Origin of the sequence: Pseudomonas lurida, assembly GCF_002563895.1 — a bacterium.
GTDB classification, from domain to species: Bacteria; Pseudomonadota; Gammaproteobacteria; order Pseudomonadales; family Pseudomonadaceae; genus Aquipseudomonas; species Aquipseudomonas lurida.
In genome coordinates, this window is the sequence record NZ_PDJB01000001.1 from 5,596,292 (window position 1) to 5,608,418 (window position 12,127).

Below are 12,127 nucleotides of genomic sequence, written 5' to 3' on the forward strand. Positions count from 1 at the left end.
GGCTTTTTCCACAACAGCCAACACTCGACACTGCGCTCCTGATTGAAACCCACCGGAGTTGCAGCCATGCCCATTGCCTTGCTCGCGCTGACCCTCAGCGCTTTCGCCATCGGGACGACCGAGTTCGTCATCGTTGGCTTGCTACCCACCATCGGCGCCGACCTTGGGGTCGACTTGCCGTCCGCCGGCCTGTTGGTCAGCCTCTACGCCCTGGGCGTTGCCATCGGCGCACCGGTGCTCACGGCCCTCACCGGCAAAGTCCCGCGCAAATTCCTGCTGCTGTCGCTGATGGTGCTGTTCACCCTCGGTAACTTGCTGGCCTGGAAGGCACCGAGCTATGAATCCCTGGTACTGGCGCGGATCGTCACCGGCCTGGCCCACGGGGTGTTTTTCTCGATTGGCTCGACCATCGCCACCAGCCTGGTGCCCAAGGAAAAAGCCGCCAGTGCGATTGCAATCATGTTCACCGGCCTCACTGTCGCGTTGGTGACCGGCGTGCCACTGGGTACGTTTATCGGCCAGCATTTCGGCTGGCGTGAAACCTTCCTCGCCGTTTCGGCGCTGGGTGTGATCGCGTTTATCGGCAGCCTGATCTACGTGCCGAAAAACATTGCGCACAGCAAACCTGCGTCCCTGCTGCAACAACTGCAAGTGCTCAAGCAACCGCGCTTGCTGCTGGTGTACGCCATGACGGCCATCGGCTACGGCGGCTCGTTTATCGCGTTCACCTTCCTGGCGCCGATCCTTCAGGACATCGCAGGCTTCAGCGCCAGCACCGTGAGCCTGGTGCTGCTGGTGTACGGCGTCTCGGTCGCCGCCGGGAACATCTGGGGCGGCAAGCTGGCGGATAAACGCGGCCCGATCAGTGCGCTGAAAATCATCTTTGCCCTGCTCGCCGCCGTGTTGTTCGTGCTGACCTTCACCGCTGGCAACCCGTGGCTGGCCCTGGCCACCGTGCTGGTGTGGGGTGCGGTCGCCTTCGGCAACGTACCGGGCCTGCAGGTGTATGTGGTGCGTCAGGCCGAACATCACACGCCGCAAGCGGTGGATGTGGCCTCGGGGCTGAATATCGCCGCATTCAACCTGGGGATTGCCGGTGGCGCCTGGGGCGGCGGTTTGATCGTGGCACACCTGGGGTTGATCCACACGGCCTGGATCGGTGGCTTGGTGGTGCTGGTGGCGTTGGCTCTGACCGCCTGGAGTGGCCGCCTTGATCGCTTGGGGCCGGTGTATGCCGAGTCGTCGAACCGGAGCGTGGCCGGACACTGACTCGATCACACCATCGAACCCGTGTGGGAGCGGGCTTGCCCGCGAATGCGGTGTGTCAGTCAATCATTCAACGACTGACACGTCGTAATCGCGGGCAAGCTCGCGCCTACATTTGGTTTATGCCGTTTGTAGAAAGGTGGAAACTTTCAGCCAAAAATCAGAGTCAGCCATGAACGGGGGCCAGGCCCCCCTTTCTTTCACAGGAGCAATCATGGCTGCGATCCCAGACTGGGTGCCCATCACCCCCAGCGTCGCCATCACTCGCTTCACGGTGCTGACGGTCAATATCCACAAGGGCTTCACCGCCTTGAATCGACGTTTCATCCTGCCCGAACTGCGTGAGGCGGTGCGCAGCGTGGGTGCCGACATGGTGTTCCTGCAGGAGATCCACGGCACTCACGAGCGCCATCCCCAGCGCTACAACGACTGGCCGAACATGCCGCAATACGAGTTCCTCGCCGACAGCATCTGGCCGCAGTTCGCCTACGGGCGCAATGCGGTCTACCCCCACGGCGACCACGGCAATGCGCTGCTGTCGAAATTCCAGATCGTTAGCTACGACAACCTTGATATCTCCCAGAGCGGGCATGAAAACCGTGGCCTGCTGCATTGCGTGTTGCGCTTGCCGGGCAGCGGCCAGGAGGTGCATGCGATCTGCATTCACCTGGGCCTGCGCGAGGTGCATCGCCAACAGCAACTGCGCCTGATCGAGCAGCGCATCAGCGAGATCCCAGCGGATGCACCGCTGATTGTTGCCGGTGACTTCAACGACTGGCGCCACAAGGCCGACCTGAGCCAGAGCGGCCTGAAGGAAGTATTTGTCCAAACCCTGGGCAAACCCGCGCGCACCTTCCCGGCGCGCCTGCCGTTGCTGCCACTGGACCGGATCTACGTGCGTAATTTGAAGGTGCATAACCCAAGGGTGCTGACGACGCGGCCCTGGTCCCATCTGTCCGACCACGTGCCGCTGTCGGTGGAGATCGAGCTATGAATATTGCTGTTGAACACATCTCCACCGACCAACCGCCAGACGAAGCCAAGGCCCGTGACCTGGACTATGGCTGGCAGAGCGGCAACCAGGTCGAGTTGCTGGAGAACGGCGAGGCCTACTTCCCCAAGGTCTTCGAGGCATTGCGCGCTGCCCGCAGGGAAATCCTGCTGGAGACGTTCATCCTCTTCGAAGACAAAGTGGGCCATGAGCTGCAAGGCATTCTGATCGAAGCGGCGCAGCGTGGCGTGAAGGTGGTGGTGAGCCTGGATGGCTTTGGTTGCGGCGAACTCAGCCCGGCGTTTCTCGGCGAGCTGGCCGAGGCTGGTGTGGCCGTGCAGATGTTCGACCCGGCCTCCAAGACGCTGGGCATTCGCACCAATTGGTTTCGCCGCTTGCACCGCAAGATTGTGGTGGTGGACGCCGAAGTGGCGTTTATCGGCGGGATCAATTTCTCCGCCGACCACCTGGGCGACTACGGCCCCGAAGCCAAGCAGGATTACGCGGTGCAGGTGATTGGGCCGGCAGTGGCGGACTTGCATCATTTTGCCCTGGCACAAAGTGGCCGCCAGGTACGCACGCGACGCGGCTGGCGACGGCGCCAGCAACGGCCGTCGCTGTGGTCTACCGACAAGGGCGATGGCCAGGTGCGCCTGATCTACCGCGACAACGTGCAGCACCGTGACGATATCGAAGAAGCCTACATCCATGCGTTGAGCAAGGCGCAAAAACGCGCGGTCATTGCCAACGCTTACTTCTTCCCCGGCTACCGCCTGCTGCGGGAGATCCGCAACGCTGCGCGACGTGGCGTGCAGGTGCAACTGATCATGCAGGGCCAACCCGACGTGCTGCTGGCCAAGTTGGCGGCGCGCATGCTCTACGACTATCTGCTCAAGGATGGCGTGGTGATTCACGAGTATTGCCAGCGCCCGCTGCACGGTAAGGTGGCACTGGTGGATGACGACTGGAGCACCGTGGGGTCAAGCAACCTGGACCCGTTGAGCCTGGCGTTGAACCTGGAAGCCAACGTGCTGATTCGGGACCGCGCTTTCAATCAACAGTTGTATGAACGCCTGGAGACCCTGGCCAGGAACCATTGCCAGACCATGCCTGAGAACCGCAAGCCGCGCCTGTGGCTGTGGCGTTTGACCGTGGGTTTCCTGGTCTTCCACGTGATGCGCCACTTCCCTGCACTGACGGGTTGGTTGCCGGCACACAAGCCGCGGTTGAAACCTTTTGAGGCCCAGCACCATGACGTCTGAAACCAAAGGCTCGCGGTTCAAGCGCTGGAAGAAACCGCTGACGATCGCCTTCTTCCTGCTGCTGATCGTGCTGTTCACCCTGCTTGCACGGCGCATCGACTGGAGCGAGGTGGTGCAAACCCTGGGCGACTTCAAGGTGCGCACGCTGGTAATCGCCAGCGCGCTGACGCTGTGCAGTTTTCTCGTCTATGCCAGCTTCGACCTGATCGGTCGCACCTACATTCGCCAGAACCTGGTATGGAAGCAGATCCTGCCGGTGGGCATCATCAGTTACGCGTTCAACCTCAACCTGAGCGCGTGGGTCGGCGGTATTGCCATGCGCTACCGTCTGTATTCGCGACTGGGGGTGAGTACCAGCAATATCGCCAAGATCCTCGGCCTTAGCCTGGCCACCAACTGGTTTGGCTACATGGCAATAGCCGGGGTGATCTTCAGCAGTGGGCTGGTCACGATGCCGCCGGGCTGGAAGGTCAGCACCACGGCCCTGCAAGGCATCGGCGCGTTGTTGGTGCTGGCCAGCCTGGGTTATCTGCTGGCCTGCCAGTTTTCGAAAAAGCGTGCATGGACCGTTCGCGGCATGGAAATCAACCTGCCGTCCGTGCGTATGGCGTGTTTGCAGTTGCTGTTGGGCGCGCTGAACTGGTCGCTGATGGCAGCGGTGATCTTCACCTTGTTGCCGGCCAAACTCGACTATCCGTTGGTGCTGGGGGTGTTGCTGATCAGCGCGATTGCCGGGGTGCTCACCCATATTCCGGCCGGGCTGGGTGTGCTGGAGGCGGTGTTCATTGCGCTGTTGCAGCATGAGGCGTCGCGGGGCAGCTTGCTGGCCGGGTTGATTGCGTATCGGGCCATCTACTTTATTGTGCCGCTGCTGATAGCACTGGTGATGTACCTCGGCGTGGAGGCGAAGGCCAAGGCGTTGCGGGTGAAGAAAAGCCCTGCCTGACAACGTGGTGCCGAGTGGATCGCTATCGCGGGCAAGCCCGCTCCCTCAGGGGCACAGTGCGATGGGGAGCTGGCTTGCCGGCGATAGCGGTAGACAGAACACCGCTTATCGAGACTGGATGATGCTCAACCGCTCACCCACCACCATTTCGGTGATCCAGTCCACCAGGATCGAGGTGTAGGCCTGCTGGGACACCGGGTCGCTGAGGGAATGGTCAGCACCATCGATGATGCGGTGGGTCAGGGAATGCGTCTGCTGGCACGCCGCGCGGTAACTCATGATCGTGGCATGGGGCACGTGATCGTCGGTTTCCGATTCGACGATCAGCACATCCCCGGTAAACGCCGAACACGCGTGCAAGGCGCGATTGGTTTCGGCATGCACCAGCGTGCTGCGGTAATCCATCAAATCGGCCTTATCCAGATCACGCTTGGGCTTGAGCCATTCCTGGTCGCGGTAAAGCGCCGGAACGCGCAGCGCCAGCCAGCGCACCGGGCGCAGTGACGTGAGGATGGCGGCCAGGTAGCCGCCATAGCTGGTGCCCACCACCGCAACCGCCGAGGTGTCGATGGCCGGGTGGGCCAGCAGCCGGTCATAGGCCGCCAGCAGGTCGCGCAGGTTGTCCTCACGGGTGACGCGGGACAACGGAATGCCAGTACCGGCGTGGCCGCGCAGGTCGAAGGTGAGGCACACGCACCCAAGGCCAGCGATGCCTTTGGCGCGCTCAAGGTCACGTTCCTGGCTACCGCCCCAACCGTGCACAAACAGCACGCCCGGTACTTTGGACTTGGGGCTCAGGAAGGTGCCGCTCATCTGTTCGTCGTCGATATCGATCGCAATGCTTTCGCTTCTAGCCGTCATAAGATTTAACCGTCACGTACTTGAGAAGAAACTCGCTGTTTTCCGCCGGGCCGCGATACACCTCGATGGCATCGGCCGGCAGGGGTTGGTCCACGTAGGTTTCTACCGAGGACACACGGATCGCCCGCAGGCCGGGGTTATTGATAAAACTCTGCAACGCCGCGACTTCCGCGCTGCTGGCCCCGCCCATGCGCCAGGATTGTTCGAGCACGCCACTGCGCCGCTGGCCGTCGCTGTCCAGGCCTTGGGCAATGTCATAGTTGCGCCGCGAGGCATAAAACCCGGGATAAGCCTCATTGGCGGCATCGTCGAAGACCTGGGCCTGCTCGATGGCTTCACGCACATCGTCGGGCAGTTCGAGCTGCAACAGGTCTTGGTAGCCCCCCGGCACCACCAGCAGGTTGGAGCCGCCATAGACGTCCTCGCCCTGCCCGTCCTTCGTCAAGTATTGCTCGCCGCAATAACTGAACACGTGCTCGCCAATAAAGCTCTGGCCGACGCTGTGGGTGACCACGTCATGCAGGTCTTGCTCCAGCACCACCCCCTCGTTGAACAGCTTCGCCGCGTCAGGTCGCGCCAGCACGGCGTCGAATTCATCGAGACTGTGGATAACTTCCTGCCCACGACCCGCGCAGGCATGCACGGGTTTCAGCCGAATTGGCCCGCTGTACAGCAAGCGCGTGGCGGCGGGTCGGGCGTCCTCCAAGGCGAAGACGCTCAGGCCATCCAGCACGACTTTTCGCACACGCTCGCTGAACAAGGTTGACCAACCTTGCGGCGCTTTAGCCTCGGGGCCGAGCACGCCATGACTGATGGCTTTGGTGCAGATGAAATCGTGGTCGACGTAGCCGCCCCAAAGATCCTGCGGGCCCTTGATGTTGAGCGCCCGCGCCTGGGCCGGGCCGACCAGGGTTTGCGTGGGCAACAGGTACAGTGTGCGCCCCGCATGTAAATCGGGGTCGTAGCTGCCGCCGAATTTGAGCCCGAGAATCTGCGCCAGCCAGCGCGCCAGGGCGCGGTTGGTTTCGACCTCATGCAGCGGCGCGCCCTCGCGTGTGGAGTGAGCGACTACCAGCTTCTTGCGTTGAGTCGGGGTCATGCGTCCCCCTTGGCCATCCCGCGATGTGTGTGCGAGAGAGGTTGCAGGGATCAGGCCAAGGCTCTTTCAGGCAAGATAGTTTTCAAATCAAGCAGTTGCCGAAAAACCAATGGCAGTTGGCCTGCCTCATTCTGCACGACAGCGTACTCGCGCTGCGGCGTTCTGCACGATTCAGACGCCGAAGCGGCTGCGGTAATCGCTGGGTGCGAGGCCAGTGATCTTCTTGAAGGTGGCACGGAAGGCGCTGGGGTCCTGGTAGCCCACGGTCCAGGCGATATGGTCGATGGTGCCATTGGTGAACTCCAGCATCTGCCGCGCCTTGCCCACGCGCAGGTGCTGGCAGTATTCGGTGGGTTTCAAGCCAGTGGCGTTACGAAAGCGCCGCAGGAACGTACGCTCTTCCAGGCCCGCCTCCAGGGCCATCGCCGCCACGCAAACATCCACCGCGCCGCTGGCCTGCAGCCAGTGCTGAACCTTGAGGATGGCCGCGTCACCGTGGCCGAGAATGGGCGCGAAGTTGCTGCCGCACTGGCTGGCGCTGTCACTGTGCTCGATCACCAGGAAACGCGCGGTATCGGCCGCAATGCTTGGGCCCATCAGGCGGTCGACCAGGCGCAGGCCGAGTTCGGACCAGGCCATCAAGCCGGCGGTGGTAATCAAGTCGCCGTCATCGACAATCGGTTTATCCGCCTCCAGGCGCACGGCCGGGTAACGGGCTGCAAACGCGTTGGCCGACGACCAGTGGGTGGTGGCAGTGCGCCCATCAAGCAACCCGCTGCGCGCCAGCATGATCGAGCCAATACACACGCCCCCCAGCACCGTGCCCGCAGCATGTTGCTGGCGAAGCCATTCCAGTAGCGCAGGGGGCGCCTGGTCTTCGGTAAACTCACCAATCGACGGCGGCACCAGTACAGCCATCATCGATTGATCGGGGCCAGGGTGGCTGCTGAATACACGTTCTGGTTTGCCGCTGGCATCCACCTGCCAATGGCTGACCCGCAGCAGCGGCAACTGCGCGGATTGATGCTCGGCGGCGATACGGTTGGCGACGCCGAACAGGTCGGTCAAGCCGTGCACGGCTGCCAGTTGCGCACCTTGGTAGATCAACACGCCCAGCTCAACAACGACCATTGTCAGTTTTCCCCCTGTTATTGTCGGTGCAGCCAATCCCAGGTGCGGGCGCCAGCTAAGATACTGGACCCATCAACCCATCACGAGGCAACACACATGGCCAAGCAAGCGCTCATCCTAATCGATATCCAGAACGACTACTTCCCCCAAGGCAAGTGGCCACTCGACGGCGTGGACGCCGCGGCAGACAAGGCCGCGCAGGTGCTGCAGGCGTTTCGCCAGGCGGGCGATGCGGTGATTCACGTTCGTCATGAGTTCACGTCCGAGGATGCGCCGTTCTTCACACCGGGCTCCGAGGGCGCGCATCTGCATCGCACAGTGCTGAACGAGGGCAGTGAGCCGGTGGTGCTCAAGCACTTCGTGAACGCGTTCCGCGAGACCAACCTGCGTGCCCTGCTGGAACAACGCAGCATCACGGAATTGGTGGTGGTCGGCAGCATGAGCCACATGTGTATCGATGCTGTGGTGCGGGCGGCGGCGGACCTGGGCTACAAGGTCACGGTGATTCACGACGCGTGTGCGACGCGGGACCTGGAATTTAATGGGCAGGTGATTCCCGCTGCGCAGGTGCATGGGGCGTATATGGCATCACTGGCGTTTGGTTATGCGGGCGTGGTGTCGGCGGATGAATACTTGAAAGCGCAAGCGGCGGCGGCATGACCGCCACTTGCCTGGGTGGTGTTAGCGGGTAGCAATGATGAACAGACGCGGAAAAGGCAGCAGCACGGTGCCATCGGCCAGGGCTGGGTAAGCCCGGGTGATCCGCGCCTGGTACGCCTGAAGGAAGGCGGCTTTTTCGCTGTCGGTCAACGGCGCGAGAAACGGTCTCAGGGCTGACGCCTTGAACCACTCCACCACCGCCGCGTGATCTGCCAGCGGGTGCAGATAGATGGTACGCCACACATCGACGGTGCTGCAGTGCCGGCTCAGCAGCTCGTAGTAGTAACTCGCGGTGTGGCGTTCATTGTGTTTGACCGCACCGATTTTGGCAGACCATGGGCCATCGGCCGCGACTTCACGGGCAAGCCGGTGAGCGGGCTCATCAAGGTTGTCCGGCGTTTGCACCGCCAACGTGCCACCGGGCGTGAGTTGCTGAACCAACCGCGGGTAAAGCGTGGCGTGGTCCGGCAGCCATTGCAGGGACGCGTTGGCCAGGATCACATCGCAAGCTTGCGCAGGGCGCCAGGCACCGATGTCCGCCAGTTCGAAGTTCAGCGCCGGTAACCGTTTGCGGGCGTCGACCAGCATGTCATCGGAGCTGTCCATGCCGGTGATGCGCGCGTGCGGGAAGCGCTGGGCCAATACTTCGGTGGAGTTGCCGGGGCCGCAGCCCAGGTCGACGGCCGTACGCACTTCAGTATTCGGAATGGCCGCCACCAGGTCACGGACGGGACGGGTGCGCTGCTGTTCGAACATCGTGTACTGCTTGGCTGACCAGGTCATCACGGCTTTCCTTCTTTTGAGGTTGGCCACAGCCTAATTCTTGTGAGCCATGAGAACAAATGCCAGGATTGGAGCCCTCCCATACCTGAAAAGTATTCCTATGCTGGAGCTTCGCCAACTCAGGGCCTTCGTGGCCATCGCCGAAGAAGGCTATATCACCCGCGCCGCCGAACGCCTGGGCATGCAGCAGCCACCGTTGACGCGGATGCTGCAAAGCCTGGAGGCCGAGTTGGGCGTGATCTTGATGGAGCGTTTGCCCCGTGGCGTGCGCCCCACCACCGCCGGCCTCGCTCTGCTGGACGAAGCCCGGGAAATACTCGCCCAGGCTGAGGGTGTCGCCGAGGTGGTTCGCCGCGCGGCGCGCGGTGAACGTGGGCGCCTGGCGATCGGCTTCACCAGTTCGGCCGCGCTGCATCCCTTTGTACCGAGTGTGCTGCGGCTGTTCCGCGAAACCTTTGTCGGCGTCACCGTGGTGTTGGAGGAAGCCGGTACGGGCGAACTGCTGGACGCGTTGCTGCACGAGAAACTCGACGCGGCGTTTATCCGCTCACCCCTCAGCGGGACGCAATTGCTGCAGGACGAACCGATCCTGGTGGAGCCCATGTTGCTGGCGCTGCCGACGGATCATCCCCTGGCAAGCGATTCAGCATCGCCCCTGCCCTTGGCGGCCTTGGCGACCGAGTCCTTCGTGCTCTATCGCCGTCGCGTCGGCTTGGGCCTGTATGACGCCATTCTGGTGGCCTGCCGTGAAGCAGGGTTCAGCCCGCAGGTGGTGCAGGAAGCACCGCGCATGACCGCCACACTGAGCCTGGTAGCGGCAGGGCTTGGGGTGTCGATCGTGCCCGCGTCGATGCAGCGATTGCGCGGGGACGGCATTGTTTATCGGGACCTGACGGAATGCAGCAGCCTGGTGGCGCCCTTGCACCTGGCGACGCGGATTGGGGATGGCTCGGCGGTGTTGCAGCGTTTCCGGGCAATGGTTGTCACGTCAGCCTCGACCGACGCTGATGGCAGGCAATAAAAAACCCCCGAGGCATGAGCCATCGGAGGTTTTGTTCGTTCCGGGCCTAGACCTTAGAACGGAATATCGTCATCAAAGCTGTCGAAATCCGGAGCCGGCTGCGGTGCGGCCTGTTGTGGCGCTGGGCGCGACTCACGCTGTGGCTGCTGGCTTGGCTGTGGGCGGGACTGCTGTGGACGCGGTGCCGAGTTGGACATGCCGCCCTGGCCCTGTTGGTCGCCCTGCGGACGGCCGCCCAGCAGTTGCATGGTGCCTTGCATGTCGACCACGATTTCAGTGGTGTAACGCTTGATGCCGTCTTTTTCCCACTCGCGGGTCTGCAGCTTGCCTTCGATGTAGACCTGCGAACCTTTGCGCAGGTACTCACCGGCGATCTCTGCGACCTTGCCGAACATCGACACACGGTGCCATTCGGTTTTCTCGACCTTCTGGCCGGTCTGCTTGTCGGTCCACTGTTCGCTGGTCGCCAGACTCAGGTTGGTCACGGCGTTACCGTTAGGCAAGTAGCGAACCTCGGGATCCTGGCCGCACGTACCGACCAATATGACTTTGTTAACCCCACGGGCCATAACGTTCTCCTAGGCTGGGCGCGCTGTCGGCACTGGGTTGACCAGTTGCTCGAGCGTCGCGCGATCCAATAATTCGGTGTCCAATTTGATGTAGATGGCGGCTTCTTCAGCAACAACCACGGCATCGGTAACCCCTGTAACGGCCTTAAGGCGCTCGACCAGACCGGCTTCGCGGATCGCTTCAGGCGATAACGGCAAACGCAGACTCGTCACATAGGGAGGTTCGCGCATGGTAACAGCAAAGGCCAGCCAGAGGGCAGCCAGACCTGCGCATCCAAGGAACACAACCGACAAACCGCCATGCTGGAACATCCAGCCACCCATGATGCCGCCCAGTGCAGAGCCGAGGAACTGGCTGGTGGAATACACCCCCATTGCCGTCCCTTTGCCACCGGCCGGTGAGACCTTGCTGATCAGCGATGGCAGCGAAGCCTCCAGCAGGTTGAACGCGGTGAAGAACACCACCGTGCCGATTACCAGCGCCCGCAGGCTGTCGCCGAACTGCCAGAAGAATAGCTCAGTGAGCATCAATGTCGCGACGGCGCCCAGGAGAACTCGTTTCATTTTGCGTTTCTTTTCGCCGTAGATGATGAACGGGATCATGGCGAAGAACGAAATCAGCAGCGCTGTGAGGTAGACCCACCAGTGCTGTTCCTTGGGCAGGCCGGCTTTTTCCACCAAGGCCAGGGGCAAGGCGACGAAGCTGCACATCAGCATCGCGTGCAACACGAAGATACCTAAATCCAGGCGCAGGAGGTCAGCGTGCTTGAGCGTCGGCAGCAATGCCTGCCGGGCGACGCCCGACTCCCGATGCTGCAGCGTGCCGGTGGAGCGCGGCACCATAAAGGCCACGATCACGATACCAAACAACGCCATGCCGCCGGTGGCCAGGAACAGCCCGTGCAAGCCGAACGCGCGCGTCAGCAAGGGGCCGACCACCATGGCCACGGCGAACGACAGCCCGATGGTCATGCCGATCATGGCCATGGCCTTGGTGCGGTGTTGCTCGCGCGTCAGGTCGGACAGCAACGCCATGACCGCAGCAGAAATGGCGCCGGCGCCTTGCAGAACTCGCCCGGCGATCACGCCCCAGATCGAATCGGACTGCGCCGCGAGCACACTGCCGAGGGCAAACACGATCAGCCCCAGGTAAATCACCGGGCGGCGGCCAATGCGGTCGGAAATGATCCCGAACGGAATCTGGAAAATGGCCTGGGTCAGGCCATAGGCGCCAATCGCCAGGCCGATCAATGCGGGGGTCGCACCTGCGAGATCCATTCCATAGGTCGCCAGCACCGGCAACACCATAAACATGCCCAGCATACGGAAGGCGAACACCAGGGCCAGACCGCTTGCTGCTCGGGTCTCGCCGCTACTCATGCGTTCGCTGTGGGGATCGTGCATGGAAAAACCTCGTGTGAACCGGCGGCGATTCTACCAGTCCCATCGATTGAGAGGGTATATGCGGCGCTTTGCCGCGCAGCTTTCATCTAAGGCTGCAAGCGGCCTTTTGACAGTGTATATTCATCCAGTCTTTA

General features: G+C 62.1%; 12 protein-coding genes. 6 read left to right on the plus strand and 6 right to left on the minus strand.

Annotation, left to right across the window (positions count from 1 at the left end):
- Positions 1–66 precede the first annotated feature (66 nt).
- The 4 genes from ATH90_RS25495 (at position 67) to ATH90_RS25510 (ending at position 4,465) form a co-directional block, all read left to right on the plus strand.
- On the plus strand, positions 67–1,269 hold the full coding sequence (locus tag ATH90_RS25495) for an MFS transporter (RefSeq protein WP_034109536.1): 1,203 nt from the start codon (positions 67–69) through the stop codon (positions 1,267–1,269).
- Positions 1,270–1,480: 211 nt separating this feature from the next.
- Positions 1,481–2,260: an endonuclease/exonuclease/phosphatase family protein gene (locus ATH90_RS25500; RefSeq protein WP_069078350.1), complete on the plus strand. Its 780-nt coding sequence runs from the start codon at positions 1,481–1,483 to the stop codon at positions 2,258–2,260.
- Positions 2,257–3,519: a cardiolipin synthase ClsB gene (gene clsB / locus ATH90_RS25505; RefSeq protein WP_034109539.1), complete on the plus strand. Its 1,263-nt coding sequence runs from the start codon at positions 2,257–2,259 to the stop codon at positions 3,517–3,519. The genes ATH90_RS25500 and clsB overlap by 4 nt, the downstream gene beginning before the upstream one ends.
- A complete protein-coding gene (locus tag ATH90_RS25510) occupies positions 3,509–4,465 on the plus strand; it encodes a lysylphosphatidylglycerol synthase domain-containing protein (RefSeq protein WP_034109540.1) in 957 nt (318 codons plus the stop codon). Before clsB ends, ATH90_RS25510 begins: the two co-directional genes overlap by 11 nt.
- Before the next feature lie 105 nt (positions 4,466–4,570).
- Here the strand turns inward: ATH90_RS25510 and ATH90_RS25515 are convergent, their stop codons facing one another.
- The 3 genes from ATH90_RS25515 to ATH90_RS25525 form a co-directional block, all read right to left on the minus strand.
- Complete coding sequence (locus ATH90_RS25515) at positions 4,571–5,326, minus strand: alpha/beta hydrolase family protein (protein ID WP_069078349.1); 756 nt, start codon at positions 5,324–5,326, stop codon at positions 4,571–4,573.
- Positions 5,316–6,425, minus strand: a complete 1,110-nt coding sequence (locus ATH90_RS25520; protein WP_098467446.1) for a DUF3182 family protein — start codon at positions 6,423–6,425, stop codon at positions 5,316–5,318. The genes ATH90_RS25515 and ATH90_RS25520 overlap by 11 nt, the downstream gene beginning before the upstream one ends.
- A 171-nt stretch (positions 6,426–6,596) precedes the next feature.
- Complete coding sequence (locus ATH90_RS25525) at positions 6,597–7,556, minus strand: GlxA family transcriptional regulator (protein ID WP_098467447.1); 960 nt, start codon at positions 7,554–7,556, stop codon at positions 6,597–6,599.
- A gap of 96 nt (positions 7,557–7,652) precedes the next feature.
- On the opposite strand from ATH90_RS25525, the gene ATH90_RS25530 reads away from it, so the two are divergent.
- On the plus strand, positions 7,653–8,216 hold the full coding sequence (locus ATH90_RS25530) for a cysteine hydrolase family protein (RefSeq protein ID WP_034109548.1): 564 nt from the start codon (positions 7,653–7,655) through the stop codon (positions 8,214–8,216).
- 21 nt (positions 8,217–8,237) lie between these two features.
- Here ATH90_RS25530 and tam read toward each other — a convergent pair whose 3' ends face one another.
- Positions 8,238–8,999, minus strand: a complete 762-nt coding sequence (tam, locus tag ATH90_RS25535; protein WP_098467448.1) for a trans-aconitate 2-methyltransferase — start codon at positions 8,997–8,999, stop codon at positions 8,238–8,240.
- 100 nt (positions 9,000–9,099) lie between these two features.
- Between tam and ATH90_RS25540 the strand changes: the two genes are divergently transcribed.
- Positions 9,100–10,020, plus strand: a complete 921-nt coding sequence (locus ATH90_RS25540) for a LysR family transcriptional regulator (RefSeq protein ID WP_098467449.1) — start codon at positions 9,100–9,102, stop codon at positions 10,018–10,020.
- 53 nt (positions 10,021–10,073) lie between these two features.
- Here ATH90_RS25540 and ATH90_RS25545 read toward each other — a convergent pair whose 3' ends face one another.
- Positions 10,074–10,589, minus strand: coding sequence for a single-stranded DNA-binding protein (locus ATH90_RS25545; RefSeq protein WP_003232445.1), 516 nt, complete (start codon positions 10,587–10,589; stop codon positions 10,074–10,076).
- A 9-nt stretch (positions 10,590–10,598) separates the two neighbouring features.
- Positions 10,599–11,993, minus strand: a complete 1,395-nt coding sequence (locus ATH90_RS25550; RefSeq protein ID WP_034109553.1) for an MFS transporter — start codon at positions 11,991–11,993, stop codon at positions 10,599–10,601.
- Positions 11,994–12,127 lie beyond the last annotated feature (134 nt).